Origin of the sequence: Nocardia sp. NPDC057455 (assembly GCF_042802775.1) — a bacterium.
In the GTDB taxonomy this organism is placed as follows: Bacteria; Actinomycetota; Actinomycetes; order Mycobacteriales; family Mycobacteriaceae; genus Nocardia.
In genome coordinates, this window is the sequence record NZ_JBHVDM010000103.1 from 1 (window position 1) to 24,577 (window position 24,577).

Annotated in this window: 24 protein-coding genes; 7 read left to right on the forward strand and 17 right to left on the reverse strand. The window is 68.8% G+C overall.

From position 1 onward, the window contains the following. Window positions 1-124 precede the first annotated feature (124 nt). The 5 genes from ACFU5M_RS29310 to ssd all read right to left on the reverse strand — a co-directional run bounded on the left by ACFU5M_RS29310 (window position 125) and on the right by ssd (window position 4,914). Entirely contained in the window at window positions 125-310 is a 186-nt protein-coding gene (locus ACFU5M_RS29310) for a DUF4244 domain-containing protein (RefSeq protein WP_379054145.1), read from the reverse strand. Between the two features lie 477 nt (window positions 311-787). Further along, complete coding sequence (locus ACFU5M_RS29315) at window positions 788-1,411, reverse strand: type II secretion system F family protein (RefSeq protein WP_379054129.1); 624 nt, start codon at window positions 1,409-1,411, stop codon at window positions 788-790. Window positions 1,412-1,819: 408 nt separating this feature from the next. Next, window positions 1,820-2,614, reverse strand: coding sequence for a type II secretion system F family protein (locus ACFU5M_RS29320; RefSeq protein WP_379054130.1), 795 nt, complete (start codon window positions 2,612-2,614; stop codon window positions 1,820-1,822). Next, window positions 2,611-3,795, reverse strand: coding sequence for a TadA family conjugal transfer-associated ATPase (locus tag ACFU5M_RS29325; RefSeq protein ID WP_379054131.1), 1,185 nt, complete (start codon window positions 3,793-3,795; stop codon window positions 2,611-2,613). The genes ACFU5M_RS29320 and ACFU5M_RS29325 overlap by 4 nt, the downstream gene beginning before the upstream one ends. Before the next feature lie 9 nt (window positions 3,796-3,804). Then, a complete protein-coding gene (gene ssd, locus ACFU5M_RS29330; RefSeq protein WP_379054132.1) occupies window positions 3,805-4,914 on the reverse strand; it encodes a septum site-determining protein Ssd in 1,110 nt (369 codons plus the stop codon). A gap of 769 nt (window positions 4,915-5,683) precedes the next feature. On the opposite strand from ssd, the gene ACFU5M_RS29335 reads away from it, so the two are divergent. Next, on the forward strand, window positions 5,684-6,493 hold the full coding sequence (locus ACFU5M_RS29335; protein WP_379054133.1) for an HAD family hydrolase: 810 nt from the start codon (window positions 5,684-5,686) through the stop codon (window positions 6,491-6,493). Between the two features lie 489 nt (window positions 6,494-6,982). Here the strand turns inward: ACFU5M_RS29335 and ACFU5M_RS29340 are convergent, their stop codons facing one another. Genes ACFU5M_RS29340 through ACFU5M_RS29360 form a run of 5 tightly spaced genes read right to left on the reverse strand, consistent with a single transcriptional unit; the run spans window position 6,983 to window position 12,979 of the window. Further along, window positions 6,983-7,729 carry an oxidoreductase gene (locus tag ACFU5M_RS29340; RefSeq protein ID WP_379054134.1) on the reverse strand — a complete coding sequence of 249 codons (747 nt, stop codon included), beginning with the start codon at window positions 7,727-7,729 and terminating at the stop codon, window positions 6,983-6,985. 52 nt (window positions 7,730-7,781) lie between these two features. Continuing rightward, window positions 7,782-9,467 (reverse strand): dipeptide ABC transporter ATP-binding protein, encoded by a 1,686-nt coding sequence (locus tag ACFU5M_RS29345; RefSeq protein WP_379054135.1) that lies wholly within the window; start codon window positions 9,465-9,467, stop codon window positions 7,782-7,784. Continuing rightward, a complete protein-coding gene (locus ACFU5M_RS29350) occupies window positions 9,464-10,417 on the reverse strand; it encodes an ABC transporter permease (protein ID WP_379054136.1) in 954 nt (317 codons plus the stop codon). The genes ACFU5M_RS29345 and ACFU5M_RS29350 overlap by 4 nt, the downstream gene beginning before the upstream one ends. Next, window positions 10,410-11,336 (reverse strand): ABC transporter permease, encoded by a 927-nt coding sequence (locus ACFU5M_RS29355; protein WP_379054137.1) that lies wholly within the window; start codon window positions 11,334-11,336, stop codon window positions 10,410-10,412. The genes ACFU5M_RS29350 and ACFU5M_RS29355 overlap by 8 nt, the downstream gene beginning before the upstream one ends. Window positions 11,337-11,389: 53 nt before the next feature. Then, complete coding sequence (locus ACFU5M_RS29360) at window positions 11,390-12,979, reverse strand: ABC transporter substrate-binding protein (protein WP_379054146.1); 1,590 nt, start codon at window positions 12,977-12,979, stop codon at window positions 11,390-11,392. Window positions 12,980-13,376: 397 nt separating this feature from the next. On the opposite strand from ACFU5M_RS29360, the gene acs reads away from it, so the two are divergent. From acs to ACFU5M_RS29380, 4 genes are all read left to right on the forward strand, one after another. Beyond that, window positions 13,377-15,320 (forward strand): acetate--CoA ligase, encoded by a 1,944-nt coding sequence (gene acs / locus ACFU5M_RS29365; RefSeq protein WP_379054138.1) that lies wholly within the window; start codon window positions 13,377-13,379, stop codon window positions 15,318-15,320. 166 nt (window positions 15,321-15,486) lie between these two features. Then, a complete protein-coding gene (gene nhaA / locus ACFU5M_RS29370; protein ID WP_379054139.1) occupies window positions 15,487-16,782 on the forward strand; it encodes a Na+/H+ antiporter NhaA in 1,296 nt (431 codons plus the stop codon). A gap of 33 nt (window positions 16,783-16,815) precedes the next feature. Next, window positions 16,816-17,322, forward strand: a complete 507-nt coding sequence (locus ACFU5M_RS29375; protein ID WP_379054140.1) for a phage holin family protein — start codon at window positions 16,816-16,818, stop codon at window positions 17,320-17,322. A gap of 45 nt (window positions 17,323-17,367) precedes the next feature. Further along, the gene (locus ACFU5M_RS29380) at window positions 17,368-18,303 is read left to right on the forward strand and encodes an alpha/beta fold hydrolase (protein ID WP_379054141.1); all 936 of its coding nucleotides are present in this window, start codon (window positions 17,368-17,370) and stop codon (window positions 18,301-18,303) included. A 51-nt stretch (window positions 18,304-18,354) separates the two neighbouring features. Here ACFU5M_RS29380 and ACFU5M_RS29385 read toward each other — a convergent pair whose 3' ends face one another. The 4 genes from ACFU5M_RS29385 to nth form a co-directional block, all read right to left on the reverse strand. Then, window positions 18,355-19,548, reverse strand: coding sequence for a MarP family serine protease (locus tag ACFU5M_RS29385; RefSeq protein ID WP_063052027.1), 1,194 nt, complete (start codon window positions 19,546-19,548; stop codon window positions 18,355-18,357). Further along, on the reverse strand, window positions 19,545-20,249 hold the full coding sequence (locus ACFU5M_RS29390; RefSeq protein WP_379054147.1) for an NUDIX hydrolase: 705 nt from the start codon (window positions 20,247-20,249) through the stop codon (window positions 19,545-19,547). Before ACFU5M_RS29390 ends, ACFU5M_RS29385 begins: the two co-directional genes overlap by 4 nt. Window positions 20,250-20,346: 97 nt before the next feature. After that, a complete protein-coding gene (locus tag ACFU5M_RS29395) occupies window positions 20,347-20,991 on the reverse strand; it encodes a TlpA family protein disulfide reductase (RefSeq protein WP_379054142.1) in 645 nt (214 codons plus the stop codon). Continuing rightward, window positions 20,988-21,668, reverse strand: coding sequence for an endonuclease III (nth, locus tag ACFU5M_RS29400; RefSeq protein WP_379054148.1), 681 nt, complete (start codon window positions 21,666-21,668; stop codon window positions 20,988-20,990). The genes ACFU5M_RS29395 and nth overlap by 4 nt, the downstream gene beginning before the upstream one ends. A 244-nt stretch (window positions 21,669-21,912) precedes the next feature. Between nth and ACFU5M_RS29405 the strand changes: the two genes are divergently transcribed. Further along, window positions 21,913-22,155 (forward strand): hypothetical protein, encoded by a 243-nt coding sequence (locus ACFU5M_RS29405; RefSeq protein WP_067799616.1) that lies wholly within the window; start codon window positions 21,913-21,915, stop codon window positions 22,153-22,155. 132 nt (window positions 22,156-22,287) lie between these two features. Then, on the forward strand, window positions 22,288-22,962 hold the full coding sequence (locus ACFU5M_RS29410) for a Crp/Fnr family transcriptional regulator (RefSeq protein ID WP_039794544.1): 675 nt from the start codon (window positions 22,288-22,290) through the stop codon (window positions 22,960-22,962). Window positions 22,963-23,029: 67 nt separating this feature from the next. Here ACFU5M_RS29410 and ACFU5M_RS29415 read toward each other — a convergent pair whose 3' ends face one another. From ACFU5M_RS29415 to ACFU5M_RS29425, 3 genes are read right to left on the reverse strand one after another with little or no spacing between them, the layout of a single operon-like run. Next, window positions 23,030-23,821: an MBL fold metallo-hydrolase gene (locus tag ACFU5M_RS29415; protein WP_379054143.1), complete on the reverse strand. Its 792-nt coding sequence runs from the start codon at window positions 23,819-23,821 to the stop codon at window positions 23,030-23,032. A 39-nt stretch (window positions 23,822-23,860) separates the two neighbouring features. Beyond that, a complete protein-coding gene (locus ACFU5M_RS29420) occupies window positions 23,861-24,319 on the reverse strand; it encodes a RidA family protein (protein ID WP_379054144.1) in 459 nt (152 codons plus the stop codon). 17 nt (window positions 24,320-24,336) lie between these two features. Then, complete coding sequence (locus ACFU5M_RS29425; RefSeq protein ID WP_085994820.1) at window positions 24,337-24,498, reverse strand: DUF4177 domain-containing protein; 162 nt, start codon at window positions 24,496-24,498, stop codon at window positions 24,337-24,339. Window positions 24,499-24,577: the final 79 nt, after the last annotated feature.

Below are 24,577 nucleotides of genomic sequence, written 5' to 3' on the forward strand. Positions count from 1 at the left end.
CCTGGACCTGCCGCTGGCCGCCGCACTCGGCACCGTGCCCGTCGTGGTCATCGTGCTCTATCTGCTCGCGGTGCGCCGTACCGGAGCCCTCAGCAGCCTCTGACCCGTCGTGCCGCGCCGGCGACTACACCGACGTGTTGAGCGCGCGGTCGATGATCTTCGTAAGCGCATTCACGATGCTGTCGCCGGTCACCACGCCGTAGAGCACGGCCCCGAATGCCGCCGCCGCGATCGTGCCGATCGCGTACTCGGCCGTGCTCATACCGTCGTCCGCGACCACCGCCCGTAGCACTCGCAACCGCAAGCCCATATATACAGCCCTCATCTTCCGGCCCACGGACGTCGCGACCCCCTGGATACGCACCTGATTCCTCCTTTCCGGCCCGTGCGGCCGCTCCGCACGGGCACGCTTGTTCCGAGGTAGTCCGCGGCCCGGCCACGTACCGCCGTCGCGGACCCACCTCGCCACTGCCAACCCGAACGCCCGGTTCACGCGAACGCTCGCCTTGCGAAATGGCCGGTGGCATCACTTCACCCAGCTCCCGTACCACCGACCAGGCCCACGCACCGTCGCGCCATGACCAGCCGAACTCGCCCGAGAACACCCCGTGCCGCCGAGCCGACACTGCCGATGGCAAAGCCACGGCTTGTCGCGAGATCACCGCAGCCCGCTCCGGCCCCGACATCCACACACCGCAGCGCCGAGACCAGCCGAACCCGCCGCCAGAGAACACCCCGCGCCGCCGAGCCGACACCGCGGGTCGCAAAGCTACGGCGTCGCGCAGGGTTACAGCAGTCCGCCGTCTAGAACGCGCCCCGCCAAGCCGATGACTACCGGCACGATGCCGAGGCAAACGAAGGCCGGGAGGAAGCACAGGCCCAACGGGCCGCCGATCAGGACACCCGCGCGCTCCGCCTTCGCGGCTGCCGTGTCTTCGACCACAGACCTCTGCTGCTCGGCCAGCTCCATCACCGCGGCCGCCAGAGACGAACCGGAGCGCGCCGAGCGGCGGGCCATCCGGGCCAGTGACGCGATCTCCTCGGCTCCGGGACGCCCGTTCGCATCGCGTGCCACCTGTTCCCAGGCCGCTGCCGCGTCGGCGCCCAATGCGAGCAGGTCCGCCGCACGTCGTAATGCTTCGCCGAGCGCCTCCGGCGCCTCCGCCGCCACGGCCCGCGCCGCGCCTGCCATGGGCAGCCCGGCTCGCAGGCAGGCGGCCAGCAGATCGAGAACCGAGGCGACGGCCAACGGATCCATCCCCTTGGTCGCTCGGTGCGACGACTCGGTCGGCCCGTTGTACGCTCGGCCTAGGGCATGGAGTCGCCGGCTCACGGCCACCCGTCCCGGCAGCAATGCGAGTGCCACCGCTACGAGCAGCAATGGCAGCGCAGCACCCGGGGTGAACGCCATCGTCAGCCTCCCTCACCGATTGTGTTGTGCGCAAACTGCGGATACGACCCGCTGCCCGGCCCCACGGCGACATACCGACCGTCACCGACGTGTCGGCACCCCCACCACGCCCTGAGCCAGAACCACGGTTACGACCTACCGCCCCGCCACGCGGTGGCATAGCACCAGCCACCGTCGTGCCGCCGCCAACACGCCCGCCGATGGGATCGGCCGGCACTCGCGGCACCCGGAGCGCCCTGCGGGCCGGGCGGTGGCTTCGTGCGGCCGTATAAGCCGCAGCTACGGCAGAAACGACCGTCGAGATCGGCGAGCCTACGAACCGCCCCACCTCGACGATCGACGCCGATGTCGCAAGCGGTAGGTTGGGCCCGACATTCGGTCGATCGCGACCGGCGATCGAAAATGTCTTCATATCAGCACCTTTCGGGTGATCACATCGGTCCACAGCAAGCCCGCGCAGGCCAGGCCTGCGCCGAGCGGGAGCAGCACCGTGCCCGCGGACGAGGCGAAGAGGACGTGCAGCGGCGCGGCGCCCATCATTTGGCCGAGGGCGATGCCGAGAAACGGCAGGCAGGCGAGGACCGTGGCAGTAGCGCGTGCGCCGGCCAGCGCCGCTGTGGTTCGGCCGTGAAATCGAACGCGGCCCGCCAGATCCGTCCGGGCTGCCGCCAACAGCTCGGCCAGTGCCAGGCCATGCCGTTCGGCCACCTGCCAAGCGCCCGCGACCCGGGAGAGTTGCTCGGCGATCGGAGAATCCGGTCTGCGCAGACCTTCTGCCGCCGAGCCACCGAGCCGGCTGCGTGCGGCGCCGACAGCGAACGCGCGCGCCGATTCGCCCCGCACCTCACGCGCGGCGGTCTCGGCGGCGGCGCTCGGGTGCGCCCCCACCCGCAATTCGGCGATCACGGCCTCCAAAGCGTCGAGCAGGCACCCTTGCTCGACGTTCCTGAGGCGGTCCCGCGCCGCCCGGCGAGCCCGCAGCCCGACCGTTCCGACGACCAAGGCGGCCGCGAGGAAAGGACCAGGGCCGAAGACGACGAGCACAACCACCGCGCCTGCGCTCGCACCCACTCGGATCAGCCTCTCCGGCTTCGGCATCCGATACTCGACCGGTGCGTTGAACAGCTGCCCGAACCGGCGGCGCGACCGCGGCGCCGGAACCGCGACCACCGCCAGCGCGAAACACAACATCGCGCCGCTCATCGGTCGAGCCGTTCGGCGAGCAGGTCGGACAGGTCCGCGGCGGCCGGAGCCGCACCCGCGTCGTGCCAGGCCGGCGTGATCCGCACGCGTCCCTCGCCGGTACGGTGCACGAGGCCGATCTCGCGTAAGCCGCGCGAGCCGTCGGGTCGACGGTGCACGTGTATGACGATCTGTACCGCGGCGGCGAGTTGACTGTGCAGGGCCGCTCGATCCATTCCACCCAGGGCGGCGAGGGCTTCCAAACGGGCCGGGACTTCGTGCGGCGAATTGGCGTGCACGGTGCCCGCTCCCCCGTCGTGACCGGTGTTCAAGGCGGTCAGCAGGTCGACCACCTCGGCTCCCCTGACCTCACCGACCACGATCCGGTCCGGCCGCATACGCAGCGCTTGGCGGACCAGGTCGCGCACGGTGACCTCGCCGACGCCCTCCACGTTCGCGGTCCTTGCGACCAGCCGGACCACGTGCGGATGTGGTGGCGCGAGTTCCGCCGCATCCTCGACGCAGACGATCCGCTCGGACGGGTCCACCGTGGCGAGCAGGCTCGACAGCAGTGTCGTCTTCCCCGCTCCGGTGCCGCCGACCACGAGAAACGCCAACCTGGCCCGAACGATTCGCTTCAGTAGCAGTTTCGCGTCGGCGGGTACCGAACCCGCCGCGGCGAGCGCGTCGAGCCCCTGAGTGGCCGGGCGGAGTACGCGCAGCGACAGACAGGTGCCACCGTGCGCGACCGGCGCGAGAACCGCGTGCAAGCGGACGCCGAACGAATCTCCCAGTGCCGCGCCGCTGCCCATCAGCCGACCGTCCACCCATGGTTGGGCGTCGTCGAGCCGTCGCCCCGCCGACAGTGCCAGGCGCTGTGCCAGCCGCCGTACCGCGGCCTCGTCGGTGAACGTGATCGAAGTCTTCTCCAGACCGTGCCCACGATCGATCCACACCGCGTCGGGACCCGTCACCAAGACGTCCGCGACGTGCGGATCGTGCAGCAGCGGTTCGAGTACGCCCGCGCCGGTCAGCTCGGTCTGCAACAGTCGGAGGGCGCGCAGCAGATCGGTGTCTCCCAGCACCCCGCCCGCCTCGGCGCGGATCGCGGCGGCGACCTGCGCCGGATCCGGATCGCCGGTCTCGGTGGCCAGCCGCTCCCGTACCCGATTCAGCAGCTCGGTGGTCAGTATCGCGCTCATCGCCCCGCCTCACCGCCGTTGCCCAGATGGTGCGCTGAGCACACCGAGCACGGCATCGGCGGCATCGCGCAGCGGACCGCGCCGACGGACCGAGATCCCGCCGCGCTCCAGCCGGTGCGCCAGACCGCTCTGGGCGCGGACGGCGGCGAGCAGCGGAAGATCGAGTACCTCGGCGACCTCGGGCGCACGCAGGCCGCCGGGCGCCGGGCCGCGAACGATCAGGCCCTGGTTCGGGTTTCGGCACGCGATATGAGCGGACATCGCTTCGGCGGCCGCGACCGCCCGTAGCCGCGCCGGGACGACCAGCACGACGAGATCCGCCGAGTCGAGCATCTGGTCGGCATGTGGTCCGCGCTCACCGGAAATGTCGCAAACTACGAAATCGCCTGCGGTACGGCCCGCTTCGATCACAGCGCGGACTCCGGCCGCGCCGAGTTCGCGTGGCAATCGTCCCGCACCGCAACGACCACAGGACAGCACCGCCAGCCCGGGCGACGCGATGGGCAGAGCGCCGTGCAGCGCGGTCGCGGATACCCGCCCGTCCTCGATCACCAGATCGGGCCAGCGCAGTCCCGCCGTGTTCTCGATACCGAGCAGCAGGTCGAGGCCACCCGCGAACGGTGCGCCGTCGACCAGCAGGGTCTCACGCCGGAATCCTTCCGCGGCGGCGCGCAACGCGACCGCGACGGCCAACGTGGAGGCCCCGGCCCCACCGCCGGCCCCTGCGACGGCGACCACCACGCCATCGCCCGCACGATGCTCGCCGTACTCAGCAAACATCTCGATAAGCCCCACCGCCGCACCGGGCAGGGCGATAGCCCGCTCGGCGCCGACCGAGGCGGCGGCTTGCCAGTCGAGCAGCCCTGGTTCACCGTCGGTTACCAACACCACGCCGGTCCGACGTAGGTAGCCCGCCGCGGCTGCCCGCTGCGCCGCGTCGGTGTCCAGGATCACCAGCGGAGCGCCCGTCCAGGCATGTCTGCCGACGGGCTGGGTCCGCTCGTCGAGAGACCGTTCAGCGGCCGCCGCGATACGCCGGACTTCGTCGCGCAGGCGGTCGTCATCGATGAGCACGAGAGCGGGCGGCGGCCCGGCGGGCTCCGATGCTTCGAGGTTCATGCAGGTCAGCGTCGCTGAATACCCGTGGGCAGAGAAGGGCCCATGTGCCGAATGTGGATAACCCGCGGGCTGTGGACAACTTCCCGAGCTGGGTGCCTACCCACTGTCCCTGAAATAGAGGACGGCCCCAGCCGGGGGGGGAGGAGGCTGGGGCCGTCGGGGTTCAGCCCCGGGGGGTCGGGCTGAACGCGCCTGGACTATGTCCAGGTGCCAGCAATACTACACCCAAGCACCGCCCACAACGCAAGTCCGCCGACGGACATCTTCGCGGCCGTCGTGGCCTCGGCGTCTACAGGGCAAACTCCGCCGACGCGTCGTCCGCAGGCACGCCGCCGCTCGGAACACGCGTGCCGAATCGACACAGTAGTAGCGCATCCGCCGCCCACCTGCGGCCGATCGAAGGCAAGGAAGCCACACGACAGGCACGGCAGGCCTGATCCGTCGACCTCCATGCCACCCACACCGGGATGCCGAGATGATGCGGCACGCATGAGGCACGCCGTCGCGGGCGGCGCGGGACCGCTCCGAGAACCGACCACGAACCCGGCAGCCCGCACGAGGACCGGCCCCGCGCCGGTGCGCCGAAGCCGCGAAAGTAGAGCACGCGCACACGCCGAGGAAGCACGGCGCGCCACCGGGCCGAGCGCACGAGACACCGCCACGGAAACCTCCGAGGTTCCCATGGCCCGCGGCCGAACCGACGCAAGGAGCGCCGGCGCGGCTCAGCGCCCGGCCGGAGGGAGGCGACGCCGCCGCCTATCCTGGTCAGGTGGACAACTCAGCCCCTACGGGTGGGCGCGTCGCGGCCTTCTTCGATCTGGACAAGACCGTGATCGCGAAGTCGAGCACGTTCGTGTTCAGCAAGCCCTTCTACGCGCAGGGGCTGTTGAACCGCCGCGCCGTCCTGGAGAGCAGCTACGCCCATTTCCTGTTCCTGCTGTCCGGCGCCGACCACGACCAGATGGAACGCATGCGCGCCCACCTGACCAGCATGTGTGCGGGCTGGGACGTCGAACAGGTGAAATCCATTGTGGCCGAGACGCTGCACGAGCTGGTCGATCCGCTGATCTACGCCGAGGCGGCCGACTTGATCGCCGACCACAAGATCCGGGGCCACGACGTGGTGATCGTCTCGGCTTCCGGCGAGGAGATCGTGGGCCCGATCGCCGAAGCGCTGGGCGCTTCCCACACCGCGGCCACTCGGATGGTCGTGGCGGACGGGAGGTACACCGGCGAGGTCGAGTTCTACTGCTACGGCGAGGGCAAGGTCGCCGCTGTCGAAAAACTGGCCGCAGGCGAGGGTTACGACCTGTCGCGCTGCTACGCCTACTCCGACTCGATCACCGATCTGCCCCTGCTCGGGGCGGTGGGGCACCCCACCGCGGTCAACCCGGATCGCAATCTGCGCCGCGAGGCCACCGCACGCGGCTGGCCGATCCTGACCTTCTCCAACCCGGTATCGCTGTGGGCGCGCTTCCAGGCGCCGTCCTCGACGACGCTCGCGGCCACGGCCGCGGTCGGCTTGAGCGCGGTGCTGGCGGGTGCGATCAGTTACCGGATGCTGCGCCGCCGACGCTGAATTCCGAGCGCGCGAGCACCGCGGGATACCCGGTCGCCGGATGCTTGCCGAGGCATTCGCCGACTTAGCAGAGGCCGCCGCGGACCAGGCATTTAACCACGAAACGCCGAGAAACACGCCGATTATTCAATGTCTTTCGACCTCTTGATGTGAGTGCAGTCACAGTGTAGAAAGGTAACTACGGAAGGACGGAAGGCCAAGGCAGCACCGGAAGAGAAGGCACTGTCTCCCTCCCTTTCTTCCCAGCACGGACACCAGGCACCCACGCGGAGCGCGCCGCGACAAGGGCAGAAGCGTTGTGGGCCTGCGAAATACGGACAGTCGACGGCGAAGGCCTCGCACAGGTTGCGGGGATGAACCGGCCGATGTCCGGATTGTCGCCGAGGCCGCAGAACACAACCCATTTAGCACGCTTGGTAACCGGGTAGTCCGTGCTAGCGGGCGGTGAGGTCGACAGACAACGCCGCCCGCTCTGATGTGTCCAGGGGGTTATCCCGCCGCCGAGTCGGCGATCGACGTGGCTTCACGCGCGCCGTCCTCGAAGGCCCCGCAGCAGAAGATGACCCAGCCGCCCACGGCTTCCGCATCCCCGGTTTCGAAACCGGCGGCCGCGTCCAGGTACGCCTGGCGCCTGCGCAACCAGAACACTTCCGGCACGCCGAGGCTGTGCGGGTCCAGCCCACTGGACACCGCGACCAGCCTGGAGGCCGCCCGCGCGACCACGCCGTCGGCCGTGCCGAACGGCCGCAATGCCAGTAGCTCACCGTGTACTACGGCGGCGAGCACCGGCGCGGGCGCTCGCGAACCGACCACCGTCTGCGCCATCAGATCCAGCCGCTGCGCCACGCCGGAGTCGAAGCGCGGCCTACCGAGCGACTCGTCCTGCTGCACCAGATCGGCCGCGGCGAGCAGATGCAGCCGTGCCAACGCCTGCAGCGGAGCGCGCTGCCAGGTGCTCACCAGATTCCGCAGCGCGTCCCCGTCCAGTGCCTGACCGACGCGCAACGACCCGGCCAGTATCGGGTCCGCCACCCGTCCGTCGGCGGGGATATCCGTGCTGCCGCCGTCGATGGCCGCCGAGGATCGCGCCGCACGCACCGCGGCCTCGGCCGCCGTGGTCGGCCACCCGCGCCGGTTCGCTTTGTGCCGGTGCACCTCGGCGAGCGCGTCGCGGGCTCGGTCGGCCGCGTCCCGGACACCGGGAAGATCGACGAGGGGCTGCAGCGGATCGGTCACGGCATACGAGGCTACTTGCGGGCGCCCGGACCGATCCGCGCGCCCGGCTCGCTCACCCGGCCAGTAGATCGCGTCCGGGGATCGCGTCGAGCAGTTTGCGCGTGTACTCCTGCCGAGGATGGTCGAACACTTCGTCGGTCGTCGCCGCTTCGACCACCTTGCCGCGCTGCATGACGAGCACGTCGTCGGCGATCTGCCGGACGACGGCCAGATCGTGAGTGATGAACAGATACGCCAGACCCAGCTCGGCCTGCAGCTCGTTGAGCAGCCGCAGGATCTGAGCCTGTACCAGCACGTCGAGCGCGGACACCGCCTCGTCGCACACCACCACCTCCGGCCGGAGGGCGAGCGCACGCGCGACGGCCACGCGCTGACGCTGTCCACCGGACAGCTCGTTGGGGTAGCGCCGCAGCACACCGGCCGGCAGCGCCACCTTGTCGAGCAGCTCCCGCACGGTCGCCTCCCGTTGCTGGGGCGTGCCGATCCGATGGGTGCGCAACGGCTCCTCGATGGTGCGGTAGATGGTGTACATCGGGTCGAGCGAGCCGTAGGGGTCCTGGAAGATCGGTTGCACCCGGCGCCGGAAGGCGAAAGCGCCTTTGCGGTCCAAGGTGGTCACGTCCTTGCCGTCGAATGTGACCGTGCCGGAGGTGGGCGCGAGCAGCCCGAGCACCATGTGCGCCACCGTCGTCTTGCCCGATCCGGATTCGCCGACGATTGCCGTGGTCGACCCGCGCCGCAACCGGAACGACACATCGTCCACGGCGACGAACTCGGTCGATTTCCACGGCGCGCGTTCGCGGATGCGGAATGTCTTCGTCAGGTGCTCGGCTACCAGCACCGCGTCCGGAACCACCGTTGGTTCCGTGTCGGCCGCCGCCACTTGCTCGGCCTGCTCGCGGACCTCCGCCCGACGGCGCACCGCCGATCGCCGCTGCGCGGCCAGCGACGGCGCCGAACCAACCAGCCGCTTGGTGTACAGGTGCTGTGGATCGCGCAGAATCCGCAGCGCCGGACCGGATTCCACGACACGGCCGCGATACATCACCACCAGGTGTTCGGCTCGCTCCGCCGCCAAACCCAAGTCATGGGTGATCAGCAGCACCGCGGTGCCGAGTTCGGCGGTGAGCCGGTCGAGATGGTCGAGGATCTGGCGCTGCACGGTCACGTCGAGCGCCGAGGTCGGCTCGTCGGCGATGAGCAGCTTGGGCCGGCAGGACAGGCCGATCGCGATCAGCGCGCGCTGGCGCATGCCGCCGGAGAACTCGTGCGGATACTGGTTCACCCGGCGTTCGGCGTCGGGCATGCCCGCTTCCTCCAGCAGCTCCACCGCACGCTTCGCAGCCGCTTTACCCTTCGCGACGCCGTTGGCCTCCAACGTCTCCCGGATCTGGAATCCGACCTTCCACACCGGATTCAGATTCGACATCGGGTCCTGCGGGACCAGCCCGATGCCGCTGCCGCGGACGGCGACGATTTCTCGTTTCGAGGCCGCCGTGAGGTCCGTGCCGTCGAATCCGATCGAGCCGGAGGTGATCCGGCCCGTGCCGGGCAGCAGGTCGATGATCGCGTGCGCCGTGGTCGACTTCCCCGAACCGGATTCCCCGACGATGGCTACGGTCTGCCCCGGATAGACCGACAGGCTCACATCCCGGACCGCGGGCACCGGCTTGCTGTCGACGGTGAAGCAGACGTTCAGATCGGTGATCTCCAGCAGCGGCCGCTCGGTCTCGCTCATCGCTTCCTCGCCTTCGGATCGAGGGCGTCCCGCACGGCGTCGCCCAGCATGATGAAGCTCAGCACGGTCAGCGCGAGCGCCGTCGCCGGATAGAACAGGATGGCCGAGGTCCGGATCTCCTTCTGCCCGGTGGCGATGTCCGCGCCCCAGGAGACCACCGTGCGCGGCAAGCCGACGCCGAGATAGGACAGCGTCGCCTCGGTGACGATGAAAACCCCCAGCCACAGCGTGGTCACCACGATCAGCGGTCCCGCCGAGTTCGGCAGCACATGTCGCAATAGTGTCCGCAGCCGGGAGACGCCCAGTGCTTTCGCCGCCGTGACGTAGTCGCTGTTCTTCGCTTGGATCACGGCGCTGCGGGCGATCCGCGCCGCCTGCGGCCAGGTGAACGAGGCGAGGATGACGATCACCGTCCAGATCGTGCGCGCGTCGAGCAGCTGCATGATCACGATGGCGGCCAGCATCAGCGGGATCGCGTAGAAGATCTCGGCGACGCGGGAGACGATCGAGTCCAGCGGCCCGCCGTAGAAGCCCGACAGCGCCCCGAGCGTCCCACCGATCAGTACGAACAGCAGCGTCGCGCCGACCCCCGCGAGCACCGAGGCCCGCGCGCCGTAGACGGTCCGGGCGTAGATGTCACAACCCTGCTTGTCGAAACCGAAGGGGTGGCCCGCGCCGCGCGGGTCCATGCTGAAATCGCCGTTGCAGTACCGCGGGTCCTGATCGGTGAACAGGCCCGGCCAGATCACCACGATCAGCACGAACACGATCAGCACCGCCGCGACGACGAAGATCGGGTTGCGCCGCAGCTGCCGCCACGCGTCGCGCCAGATGCTGGTCGGCGCTCCGGCATCCAGGACGGCGTCGGTGGCGAGCACCTCGACCTCGTCGGGCGGTGCGACGAAGTGCTCCTGGCCGCGGCGCTGCGGGCCCTCGGTCAGGTCAGGCATAGCGGATCCTCGGGTCGAGTGCGGCGTACAGCAGGTCGACGACCAGGTTGGTGAACAGGAAGATGACGATCAGCACCGTGACGAAGGAGACCACGGTGGGCGGCTCGCCCCTGGTGATCGCCTGATACAGCGTGCCGCCCACGCCGGGGATGTTGAAGATGCCCTCCGTGACGATCGCGCCACCCATCAGCGCGCCCAGGTCGGCACCGAGGAAGGTGACCACCGGGATCATCGAGTTGCGCAGGATGTGCACGGTCACCACACGCGGCCTGCCGAGTCCCTTGGCGGTCGCGGTGCGCACGTAATCAGCGGACATGTTCTCCGCCACCGAATTCCGGGTCAGTCGCAGGACATAAGCGAACGACAGCGAGCCGAGCACGAACGCGGGCACCAGCAGTTCGCCGACCGTGGCCTTCCCGGAGACGGTCACCGGAGCGATCCCCCACTTCACCCCCAGCAGATACTGCGCGAGGAAGCCCACCACGAAGACCGGCACCGCGATGACGATCAGGCTGACCACGAGCATCGTCGAATCGAACAGTTTGCCTTTGCGCAGCCCCGCGATCAGGCCGAACAGCACGCCGAAGACCGACTCGATCAGCACGGCCATGAACGCCAACTCGATGGTGATCGGGAACGCGCGGGCGAGTTCGTCCCGCACCGGCCTGCCGGAGAAAGCAGTACCGAAGTCCAGCGTGACGATGCCCTTCAGATACAGCAGGTACTGCACGAGGAACGGCTCGTCCAGGTGGTAGCGCGCCCGCAGCTGCGCCTCGACCGCGGGCGTCATCGGTTTGTCACCGGCCAGCGCGTGGATCGGGTCGCCCGGGACGAGGAACACCAGGGCATAGATGAGCAGCGTCGCCCCGAGGAAGACGGGGATCATCTGAAGCAGACGCCGCACGACGTACCAGGCCATTTCGCCTCCTGGGTAGCGCCGCCGAGCACCACGCGGACGCCCGGCGGCTGCGGCTACTTCTCGATGTTCTCGAAAGCGAACAGACCGTTCCAGGCGAGTTCGGCTTGTCGCACCCGGTCGGATCGGCCCGCCGCGGCCACGTAGTCGAACACGGGGATGTCGGCCAGGTCCTTGATCAGCAGCGCCTGCGCCTGCGCGACGATCTTGTAGGACTCCTCCTGGGTCGGAGCGGCCAAGGCGGCATCGAGCAAGCGGTCGAACTCGGGGTTGGAGTAGTCGACGTTGTTGGTGTCGGAGTAGCTGTAGTACTGCGAGGTGAGGAACTGCAGCATGGTCGGGTAGTCACCTTGCCAGCCGTAGCGGAACGCCTTGTTGATCGTGTGCGCGTTCACCTCGTCGCGGATGTTCTTGAACGTCGGGTACGGCACGCCGATGGCGTCGATGCCGAGGGTGTTCTTGACGCTGTTGGCCACCGCTTCCACCCACGCCTGGTGGCCGCCGTCGGAGTTGTAGGCGATCTCGTAGCGGCCCGACCACGGCGATATCGCGTCGGCCTGCGCCCACACCTTCTTCGCCTCGCCGGGGTTGTACTCGAGCACCTCCGAGCCGGGCAGGTTCGGTTCGAAGCCGGGCAGCGTGCTCGCGGTGAAGTCGCGCGCCGGAAGCCGGGTGCCGTGGAAGATGTTCTGTGCGATCTGCTCCCGGTTGATCGCCATCGAGATCGCCCGGCGTCGCAGCAGCCCTTCCTGGCCGGAGAAGTGCGCGACGTTGGACTGGATGCCGATGTGCTGATTCTGGGCGGTCGGCTTGGTGATCGCGCGGTCGCCGAGATCTTGCTGATAGGAGGTGAGTGCACTGTCCGGCACGGTGTCGAGCGCATCCAGGTTGCCCGACTGCAGGTCGGCGTAGGCGGTGTCGAAGGACTGGTACATCACGAACCGCAGCCCTTTGTTCTTGGCCGGGCGGCCGCCGGGGTAGTCCGGGTTGGGCGCGAGGTCGATCTTGACGTTGTGCTCCCATGCCCCGGTCCGGGCGAACTTGTACGGGCCGTTGCCGATCGGGTTCTCCCCGAATGCCTTGATGTCCTTGAACGCGGCCTCCGGCAGCGGATAGAACGGCGCGTACCCGAGTTCGGTCTCGAAATCGATCGACGGGGCTTTCAGCTCGATGGTGAAGGTGCGGTCGTCGATCACCTTCAGACCCGACATCGTCTGTGCCGTCGGCTTTTCCGCCGATACCTCGTCGAAACCGGCGATGGGTCCGAATACGTAACTCTGCAACTGCGCGTTGCTGCCGAGCGCCCCGTAGTTCCAGGCGTCGACGAACGACTTCGACGTCACCGGGGTGCCGTCGGTGAACTTCCAGTCGGGCTTGATGGTCACCCGGTAGTTCTTCCGATCCGTGGTCTGGATCGACTCCGCCATCTCGTCGTGCGCCTTGCCGTCGGCGTCGTAGTACTTCAAGCCCGCGAACAGCCGGTCGACGACGCGCCCGCCCATGTTCTCGTTGGTGTTGGTGGGCACCAGAGGATTCTGCGGCTCGCCGCCGTTGACGGTGACGATGTCGGCATCGGCGCCGTCGCCCGAGGAACATGCGGACAGCCCGAGGCTCGTAGCCAGTACGACCGCCGCGGTCAGCGCCATCGCTCTGTGGAATTTCAACGCGTCCTCCCGGTGCGAGAAGGGGGGAGCCGATCGGCACCCGCGCGAGGTCCATCAGCGCATGCCGACACGATCCCCCTGTGTTGTTGGCAGAGTAACCACCGGCGCGGGCACTGTCACCTGATTGCTCCGAGTTCGTTGCACTTGTTACCGATCCGGCAACATCGCCGAAACACCCCCAGTTTCGTGCGGAAACGGCCATTCGACCGGAACATTGCTTCCGTTGGGCCGGGGAGCGGACATCCCGGTAGGACGCGCAGTGCGCGGCGTCCGCGGAACCCGGCCTGCACACCGCACGCGGCAGGGGATCACAGTTGATTACTGTCGAACTCGGCTGCGTCGAATCGTGCGCTCAGGCTACGTGGAAAGAAGAGACGAGATGACTGAAACCAGCGCCGACCACAGGGACTCGTATCCGCCGACCGCGGAGTTCGCTGCCCAGGCGAACGCCGACGCGGGGTTCTACGAGCGGGCCGGGGCCGATCGCGAGGCGTTCTGGGCCGAGCAGGCCGGGCGGTTGCACTGGCATGAACCGTTCACACAAGTGCTGGACTGGACCGACGCGCCGGTAGCGAAATGGTTCCTCGGCGGAAAACTCAACATCGCCTACAACTGCGTGGACCGCCACGTCCTGGACGGACACGGCGAGCAGATCGCCATCCACTGGGAAGGCGAACCCGGCGACTCCCGCGCCATCACCTACCAGCAACTACTCGAGGAAGTCTCCCGCGCGGCGAACTACCTCACCGAACTCGGCCTGAACGCCGGAGACCGAGTCGCGATCTACATGCCGATGATCCCCGAAGCCATCGTCGCCATGCTCGCCTGCGCCCGCCTCGGACTGACCCACTCCGTCGTCTTCGCCGGCTTCTCCCCCACCGCCCTGCGCCAACGCATCGACGACGCCGGCGCCCGCCTGGTCATCACCACCGACGGACAATGGCGCCGCGGCAAACCCGCCCCCCTCAAGACCGCCGTCGACGAAGCACTGGGACAAGACCCCACCACCATCGAACACGTACTGGTCGTACGCCGCACCGGCATCGAAATCCCCTGGACCGACGACCGCGACCACTGGTGGCACGACACCGTCACCACCGCATCCCCCACCCACCAACCCCAACCCTTCGACGCCGAACACCCCCTGTTCATCCTCTACACCTCCGGCACCACCGGAAAACCCAAAGGCATCCTGCACACCACCGGCGGCTACCTCACCCAAACCGCCTACACCCACCACACCGTCTTCGACCACAAACCCGGCCACGACATCTACTGGTGCACCGCCGACATCGGCTGGATCACCGGACACAGCTACATCGTCTACGGCCCACTGGCCAACCGCACCACCCAAATCCTCTACGAAGGCACCCCCGACTCCCCCACCCAACACCGCCACTTCGACATCATCGAAAAATACGGCGTCACCATCTACTACACCGCCCCCACCCTCATCCGCACCTTCATGAAATGGGGCAAACAGATCCCCGACGCCCACGACCTGTCCACACTGCGGCTACTCGGCTCGGTCGGCGAACCCATCAACCCCGAAGCCTGGCGCTGGTACCGCGAGACCATCGGCGCCGCCCGCACCCCCATCGTGGACACCTGGTGGCAAACCGAAACCGGCGCCATCATGATCTCCCCCCTGCCCGGCGTCACCGCCACCAAACCCGGCGCCGCCATGACCCCACTACCCGGCATCTCCGCTCGCGTCGTCGACGAAGAAGGCAAACCGGTCCAACGAGCAGAAACCGAAGCCAACGGCTACCTCGTGCTCGACCAACCCTGGCCCGCCATGCTGCGCGGCATCTGGGGCGACCCGCAACGTTTCCACCAAACCTACTGGCAACGCTTCACCGAACAAGGCTGGTACTTCGCCGGCGACGGAGCCAAACTCGACACCGACGGCGACCTATGGATCCTCGGCCGCGTCGACGACGTCATGAACATCTCCGGCCACCGAATCTCCACCGCCGAAGTCGAATCCGCCCTCGTCGGCCACCACACCGTCGCCGAAGCCGCCGTCGTCGGCGCCACCGACCCCACCACCGGCCAAGGCATCGTCGCCTTCGTCATCCTCACCACACACGCCCAACCCGACAACACCCTCATCGACAACCTCAAAAACGAAGTCGCCCGCCAAATCAGCCCCATCGCCAAACCCCGCGAAATCCACATCGTCCCCGAACTCCCCAAAACCCGCAGCGGCAAAATCATGCGCCGCCTCCTGCGCGACATCGCCGAAGGACGCGAACCCGGCGACACCTCCACCCTCGTCGACCCGAGCGTCTTCGAGGCGATCCGGGCGGGCAAGGACTGACTCAGCAGCGCTGAGCGCGGCCGGTGGCGGGCCTGTCACCGGCCGCACCCGTTAGGATTGCGTGAGGTGTGCCGGGAAGTCTGGTCGGCGAGCGGTCGCGCACCGATGAGCCGGTTTCGGTGGGTGCGGCCGCAGTACTGCCCGGCCGCCGCCCGAAAGGTTTCCCGTGATCACGCGAGTGCACTCGGAACTGTCCCGCTACCTCCGCACGGAAACCGTCGGCGGCGCACTGCTTCTGATCGCGGCCGCGACCGCTTTGCTGTGGGTGAACTCGCCCTGGGCAGCGAGTTACCTGTCGATGACCGAGGCGGTCGTGGCGATCCCGCCGCTGCACTTGGAACTGACCCTGGCCGACTGGGCCGAGGACGGTCTGCTCGCGGTGTTCTTCTTCGTCGCCGGGCTGGAACTCAAACGCGAACTGGTCGTCGGCGAACTCGCCGACCGCCGACGTGCCACGCTGCCGGTCATCGCCGCGATCGGTGGCGTGGTGACCCCCGCGCTGATCGCGGCGATCGTCGGGTTCGGCATATCCGGTATGGAACGCGGCTGGGCCATCCCGGTCGCCACCGACATCGCGTTCGCGCTCGCGGTGCTCGCGCTGACCGGTTCGCGCATCCCGGCCGGGGCGAGGGTGTTCCTGCTCAGTCTGGCGGTGGTCGACGACCTGATGGCCATCGTCCTGATCGCGGTGCTGTTCACCACCGCGGTGTCGCTGCTGTGGCTGCTCGTGGCGGCCGGATGCTTCGCCGGGTGGGCGGTGGGGCAACGCGCTCGGATCGGCACGCCGTGGCTTTATGTCCCGCTGGCGCTGATGTCGTGGTACGCGCTGCACGAGGCGGGTGTGCATCCCACGTTGGCGGGCGTCGCGCTCGGCCTGCTCACCCGGGTACGCCCTGATCCCGGTGAACGCGTGGCGCCGGCCACCCGGCTCGAGCACCTCTTCCAGCCGGTCTCCGCCGGAGTCTGCGTTCCCCTGTTCGCCCTGTTCGCCTCCGGCGTTCCGTTGAATCCCACGGTGTTCGGCGAGTTGTGCACCAACCGGCTCGCGCTCGCCGTGATTCTCGGCCTGTTGGTGGGCAAACCCCTCGGGATCTTCGGGATGAGCTGGGTGGCAATCCGGTTGGGCGTCGCGACGCGCCCCAGCGGGCTCGGCTGGCGGGACATGTTCGCCCTGTCGGTGCTCGGCGCGATCGGCTTCACAGTTAGCCTTCTCGTGGCGGAACTCGCGCTCGCCGATGTCGCGGACGCCGAGTTGGCGAAAGCCGCTGTGTTGGTCACATCAATGGCGGCGTCGCTCGCCGGTTCGGCGCTACTGTTGCGGCGTGGGCGTGTCCACCAGGCTCGGCGGGACGCCCGTGCGCTAGAACGTGAACAGTACGGCGGCACGAGCGATCCGCCCGGAGGCGGTAGCCTGCGTGACCACGGAGGGCACCGGGAGCGCCGCCGATCGAACGGGAGTTGAAGCAGTGCCGGGACAGGGAGAAGGGTCGACCAAGTGAGTTTCAACCACGGCGGTAACGGGAGCGGCGCGGAGCGCGGTCGTACGGTCACCTCCATTCCCCTCACGGACGCCGATCCGCTCGGCTCCGCGACCTTCGGGAGCCTGGTCCGCGACGCCGCCGAGCAGATGTCGACCCTGGTCCGTGCCGAGGTCGAACTGGCCAAGGCCGAGGTCACCGGTGAGATCAAGAAGGGCCTGCAGGGCAGCGTCTACTTCATCCTCGCGCTGACCGTGCTGCTGTTCAGCACGTTCTTCTTTTTCTTCTTCCTCGGCGAACTGCTCGACGTGTGGCTGGCGCGCTGGGCGGCCTTCCTGATCGTCTTCCTGCTGATGGTCGTGGCCACGGCGGTGCTGGCGTTCCTCGGATACCGGCGGGTGAAGAAACTGCGCGCGCCGGAGAAGACGATCGATTCGCTCAAGCAGGCGCGCACGGTTCTGCCGCACAGCTTGGGCGCATCCGCGCACGACGACCGTCTCGCGCTGGAGAAGCCCGCTTCCTAGGCGCGCGTGCGCGAGCCGGTACGACGGCTACTAGGCTCGGTCGCCGTGTCGGCGAACTTACTTCCGGATCCGTCCAGCGTCCGTTACGACGGACCGTGGACGCATCGGGACGTGCACGCCAACGGCATTCGATTCCATGTCGTGGATGCTTCGCCCGAGCGGGCCGGCGCTCCGCTGGTCGTGCTGCTGCACGGCTTCGCGGACTTCTGGTGGTCCTGGCGTCACCAATTGACCGGGCTGGCCGAACTCGGCTACCGCGTTGTCGCCGTCGACCTGCGCGGCTACGGCGACAGCGACAAGCCTCCGCGCGGCTACGACGGCTGGACGCTCGCCGGTGACGTGGCCGGGCTCATCCGGGCGCTCGGCTACACCGAGGCGACGCTGGTCGGGCACGCCGACGGCGGACTGGTCTGCTGGACCACCGCGGTGCTGCATCCGCGACTGGTTCGCTCGATCGCACTGGTCGGCTCGCCGCATCCGTCGGCGCTGAAGAGTTCCGTGCTGCGCAACCGCCGCCAGCGTGCGGCCTGGCTGCCCAACTTCCTGCGCTACCAACTGCCCCGGTACGGCGAGCGCCTGCTCACCACCGCCGACGGCTTCGAGGTGGAACGGCTGCTGCGTCAGCGGGTGAGCGTGGGATGGTCGGGCACCGCCGAATTCGTCGAGACCGCCCAGCGGATGCGTTCGGCGATCCGGATTCCGGGCGCCGCGCATTGCGCGCTGGAGTACCAGCGGTGGGCCTTCCGCAGTCAGTGGCGTCCGGACGGCCGCCGGTTCATGGCGACCATGCGCGAACCGATCCACATCCCGGTCCTGGCCATGCGCGGCGATCTGGACCCGTATGTGCTGGCGGCCACCTTCCGCCGCGACCCTCATCTCTCGCCCGAACGGCGGCTGGTCGCCATCCCGGCGGCAGGACACTTCGCCCACCAGGAGAACCCGGACGCCGTGACGACGGAACTGGCCAAGCTTCTCGCCTGAGCGGCCGGGATTGCCTCCCCGGCCACGGATGAGCGTGGCCGGGGTTCCGATTCAGCTGAGTACGCAGGCGCCGGTGTCCACCGCGGCGCCGACCCGTTCGGCCGCGTCGAGCTGGGCGCGGACCTCGGCGAGCGTGAGCACGTAACCGGTGTCGTCGTCGGTGACGGCGGCGCCGAAGACCACGCCGAGCACCTGCCCGTCCGTATCCACCAGCGGCCCACCTGAATTGCCCGCCCTGACCTGGCCGCGGACGGTGTAGACCTCGCGTTCGACGGTGCCGTTGCGGTAGATGGTCGGACCGGTCAGATCCAACGTCTCGCGCACCCGGGCCGCGCTCGCGGTGTACGGGCCGCCACCGGGATAGCCGAGCACGATCGCGCTGTCGCCCGACCGCGCGGGCGCGGGCGCGCGCGGGACCACCGGGGCGGTGAGACCGGGCACGGCGAGCACCGCGACGTCCTTGGACGGGTCGAACAGCACCACATTCGCGTCCAGCGGGCCGCGCGGTGTGTCCACCGCGACGCTCGTGGTGCCCGCGACGACGTGGGCGTTGGTCATCACGCGCTCCGGTGCGATGACGAAGCCCGAGCCCTCCAAGGCCCGCTGGCAGCTCGGCGCGACACCGCGGATGCGCAGCACGCTCTGCTGCAGCGAGGCGGCGACCGGGCTGGCCAGCACGCTCGGATCGGGGGGCTCCACGGCCGCGATCGGCGCCCGCCCGAACGGCCCGATCACGTCCGGCAGGCCGGAGGTGTTGAGCAGCTTGGAGAACTCGTTGGGCAGCCTGCGCAGCCAGTTCGGCGCAACGTCGTTGACGTCGGCGAGCACCCGCGAGCCGTTGATCGCCGTCGCGATGGCCGGCTGCGACGACGTGGCCAGCGGCAGTGCCAGCAGCCACGCGGTGACCAGCACGGCGACCGCCTGCAACACCGCGCCGACCGCGCTGTCCACGCTGCGCGTGAACGGATGACGCATGCCGCTGCGCGCGGCGCGCCCCAGCACCATGCCCGCGACTTCACCGACGATCACCAGCACCACGATGAGCAGCACACCGGTGAGCACTCTGGTGCGCCCCTCGTCGACGTGCACCAGGATGTGCGGCGCGATCAGGATGCCCGCGACCGCGCCGAGTACCACACCGAGGAAGGCCAGCGCGGAGGCCACCGCGCCCTGGCGCCATCCCGAGGAGGCGGCCAGCAGGGCCAGCAGCACGACGGCGATGTCGAGCCAGGCCGACGAACTCATAACGTCATCCCCACGGCGGCGAGTGCGGTCTCCAGATCACGAACGTCCCCGTGGTCCCACGCCCGGTCCCAGCCGCAGGCCTTGCTGATCCCGGCGAGGATGCCGCCGGTCAGACCCCAGACCAGCATCCCGTCGACCTGAAAGGCCGGGCTCTGATAGCCCATGGGGCTGCGGACCAGGAAGCGGTTGGCCGGATCCAGCAGCTGCGCGAGCGGGACGCGCACCACCCGCTCGGTCTCGCTCTGATCGACCACCCCCACCGCGCCCGGCGTGCGCCAGTACGCAATTACCGGCGTCACGTCGAAGCGAGACGGCGGCACGAACAGTTTCGGCAGCACCGCAAACGGCTCGACCCCGGAACGGTCCAGACCGGTCTCCTCGCACGCTTCGCGCAACGCGGTATCGATCGGCCCGGCGTCGCCCGGGTCGACCGCACCGCCGGGGAAAGCCACTTGGCCTCGGTGCTGGCGCATGGTGGAGGCACGCTGGGTGAGCAGCACCTCCGCGTCGGCGGGCAGTCCGCCGGGCGCGGCCGGGTCCGGCTCGGGCGAGCCGCCGAACAGCACGAGCACCGCCGCTTGCCGCGGCTTCGAAGTCAGGGTCAGGGCGCGGCGCAGCACACGCTCCCTGGTCAGGGTGTCGGCGTTCTCCGTAGCCGGTTCAGCCGAGCGGGTCAGCCATTCCGGGATGCCGGGCGGCATTTCGATGCTCAACACACACCTCCCCCGCGCATTCGCTCACCGGCCCGCGTGCACGCCCGCACCGTCACCTCCACCATTGATTCGTCCACCCGCATTGTCACGCGGCCACTCCGAGCTTGCCCGCGACCGTATTCGCGATGTCATCCACCCCGCCGAAAGCCCGCACCACGACGTCGGCGACCGAGCCGTCGGCACGCACCAGCACCGAGATCGGCAACACCGCGGGGGCCCCGACGGCCGTGCGCACTCGCGCGTCGGCGTCCGAAACGCCGGGCAACCGCACCTCCAGCCCACGCAGCCGGGACAGTGCCTTGGCCTCATCAGGGTCGCTGTGCACGGTCAGCACGGTAATCGCGTTCCCGGCGCGTTGGGCGTATTGCTGCAAATACGGCAACTCCTGGGCGCACGGTGCGCACCAGTAGGCCCACAGGTTCAGCAAAGCGGGCTTGCCCGCCAGCGCGGCGGCCAGGTCCACCGGCCTGCCGTTCGCCAGGCAATCCAGCGTTATCCCGGCCAGCGGCCCGCTACCGGTGGCGGCGCCGCTGGGGCAGTCGGGCAAGTGGGCGGCAGCGCGCAGGTCATCGGAGACGCCGGAGGCGGCGGGGGGCGACTGCGGCTCCTCCGTCGCGTCGTCGCCGCGCGGCCACACCGCGACCGCCAGCGCCACCACGACGATCAGACCGGCCAGTGCCCAGCGCCACGCATGCCCCCTCCTCCTTCGGCCCGAGGGCTCCGAGCTCACCGGCCCACCAGCTCCAGCAGATGCTCCCGCTCCGGCCCTTTCACCAACTTGGCCGCGGCCTCCGGATCGGTCGGCCCGATTCCGAACGACGGGCAGTCCTTGACCAGGACGCATGCACCGCACGCGGGCTTGCGGGAATGGCAGACGCGCCGTCCGTGGAAGATCACCCGATGCGAGAGCATCGTCCATTCCTTGCGCTCGATCAGCGCGCCGACGATGTGCTCGACCTTGACCGGGTCTTCCTCGTCGGTCCATCCCCAGCGGCGCACCAGACGGCCGAAATGGGTGTCGACCGTGATGCCGGGCACCTCGAACGCGTTGCCGAGGATGACGTTGGCGGTCTTGCGCCCGATGCCGGGCAACTGGACGAGTTCGGTCAGGGTGTGAGGCAATTCACCGTCGTAGCGTTCCAGCAGCGCTTGGCCGAGCCCGATCAGCGATGCGGCCTTGTTCCGGAAGAAGCCGGTCGGCCGGATGAATTCCTCCAGCTCCGCGCGGTTCGCCTCGGCATATGCGCGGGCATCGGGGTACCGCGCGAACAGCGCGGGCGTGGTGAGATTCACGCGCTCGTCGGTGCACTGCGCCGAAAGTATTGTCGCGACCGCCAATTCGAGGGGTGTGGTGAAATCCAGCTCACAGTGCGCATCGGGGAAAGCCGTCGCCAGTTCGCGGTTCATCCGGCGCGCGCGGCGGACCAGCCCTAGCCGGGTTTCCGCCTGTCGCGCCCTGGTTTTCCGTTGTGGAGCCGCGGCGGCGACCGGCGGCGTTCCGGAGGGCTCGGAGCCGGGCGGAAGCCCGTTCCCGGCGGCGGTGGAGGGGGAGACGCGCACGCGTCCACCATACGGAATCGGCAGACAACGTTGCCCTTCCAGTTCAGTTGCCGTGTTCCATCTGAGACCTCGACGGTGTTTACTGCTCGTCATGCAAGGACTCGCTGTGGTGCTCTTCCCAGTGGTGCTGATGCTGTTCGCACTGGGTATGGAGCGGGTCGAGAACCGGCTCCGCAAGCTTCTCGAACCCGACGAAGAGGTTCAGCAGTACCTGGACAAGGCAAGTAATGCCGAGGTGAAAGAGCTGACGAAGCTCGGTCTGCCCGCCGCGGTGGCCCGGATGCGCAAGCGCCGCTCCCGCGGCGATGAGATGGACGTGGCCCGCGCGAGCTGACCCGGCATGCGCGCCGTGCAATCCACTCGTTACGTGGTGTCCGTCACTACGCTGTAGTGACGCCGCGTAGACTGCGCTGTTGGCCGAGTCGCTTCGGTCCAGTACAGAGCCATTTCCCTAAGGAGCACATTCGTGGACGAGGCCCTCGCCAGAGCAGGCATCTTCCAGGGCGTCGAGCCCACTGCGGTGGCCGCCCTCGCCAAGCAACTTCAGCCGGTGGATTTCCCGCGCGGTCATGTCATCTTCAACGAGGGTGAGCCGGGTGACCGGCTGTACATCATCACGTCCGGCAAGGTGAAGATCGGACGCCGCTCGCCCGACGGCCGCGAGAACCTGCTGACCATCATGGGCCCGTCCGACATGTTCGGCGAGCTGTCGATCTTCGATCCTGGCCCGCGCACCTCCACCGCCACCACGGTGACCGAGGTGCGTGCGGTGACGATGGACCGCGACGCCCTCAAGACCTGGATCGACCAGCGGCCCGAGATCGCCGAGCAGCTGCTGCGCGTTCTCGCCCGCCGCCTGCGCCGGACCAACAACAACCTGGCCGACCTGATCTTCACCGACGTCCCCGGCCGGGTCGCCAAGGCCCTGTTGCAGCTCGCACAGCGCTTCGGCACCCAGGAGGCGGGCGCGCTGCGGGTCACCCACGATCTGACCCAGGAGGAGATCGCCCAACTGGTCGGTGCCTCCCGCGAGACCGTGAACAAAGCGCTCGCCGACTTCGCGCATCGCGGCTGGCTGCGGCTGGAGGGCAAGAGCGTGCTCATCTCCGATTCCGAGCGCCTGGCCCGTCGCGCCCGGTAACGCACGGACTCCTACGCGAAACGCCGGGTTCAGCGCTCCACTGAACCCGGCGTTTCCGTCGTTCCGGCTAGCCGTGCACGCGCAGGTACTCCAACTGCGCCTGCACCGAACTGCGCGCCGCGGGCCACAGCCGCTTGTCCACGTCGGCGTACACGCGCCGCACGACCGCCATCGCGCCCGCATCCGGGCCGAGTGCCCGTAGCGCCTCGCGCACCTGACCGAGGCGCTCGTGCCGATGCGCGATGTAGTAACGGGCGACCGGCTCCAGATCCGGGTGGTCCGGGCCGTGCGCCGGCAGCAACGCCTTGCCCTCGCCCGCGGCGACCAGCCGGTCCAGCGAGGACAGATAGTCGGCCAGCGTGCCGTCGCTGGAGTCCAGCACGGTGGTGCCCGCGCCGAGGATCGTGTCGCCGGTCAGCACGGCGTCGTCGAGGACGAAACTCACCGAGTCGCCGGTGTGCCCCGGCGTGGCCAGCACGGTGATCCGCAGGCCGGCGGCCTCGATCACTTCACCGTCGACGAGAGGGGCGGCGGAGCCGCGCAGGAAACCAGGATCCGTCGCGCGCACCGGCGTCCCGGTCAGCTCGACCAGCCGATCGATACCGCCGGTGTGGTCGTGATGGCGGTGGGTGATCAGTGTGAGAGCGATCCGGCCGCCGGTGGCCTCGGCGATCGCGGCCGTGTGCGACTTGTCCTTCGGCCCGGGATCCACCACCACACAGTCCGACCGTCCCGGTGCGCGCAGGATCCAGGTATTGGTTCCCTCCAAGGTCATCCGGCCCGGGTTGTCGGCGAGCAGCACCGCCGCCGTCTCGGTGACCTGCCGGAGCTGCCCGTAGGCGGGGTGAGTCAACGTCATCGCAAAACCTCGGATAGAAACGGAGCCGACAGTTCCGGTCTAGCGCACCTCGGCGATCAGTTCGACCTCGACCGGAGTGTTGCGGGGAAGTTCGGAGACACCTACGGCCGAGCGGGCGTGCGTGCCCGCGTCACCGAAGACCTGGCCGAGGAACTCCGACGCGCCGTTGATCACGACCGGCTGGTCACCGAATCCCGGTGCCGAGGCGACGAATCCGACCACCTTCACGATCCGCACCACCGCGTCCAGGCCGACCAGGTCGTGCACCGCGGCCAGCGCGTTCAACGCGCACAGCCGGGCCGCCTCCTTGGCCTCCTCGACCGAGACCTCCGCGCCGACCTTGCCGACCGCGGACAGCCTGCCGTTCACGAACGGCAGCTGACCGGAGGTGTAGACGAGCGACCCGGTGCGGATCGCGGGAATGTAGGCCGCGACCGGGGCCACGACCGGGGGAAGGGTGATTCCGAGCTCGGCGAGGTTCTTCTCCCACTGGGTCACCGCGTCACCGTCCTTCTCTACTTGGGCCGCTTGAGGTAGGCGACGTGCTGCTCCCCGGTCGGACCGGGCAGCACGGTGACCAGCTCCCAGCCGTCGGCTCCCCACTGATCGAGAATCTGCTTCGTCGCATGCGTCAGCAGCGGCACGGTCGCGTACTCCCACAGGGTGGTATCACTCATGAGCGATCAGCGTAGCTGTGTTGGATCGCCGTGACTTCGTCGCGGCGTGTTCGCGGCCCCTTTGTGGCTCGCGTTTGCG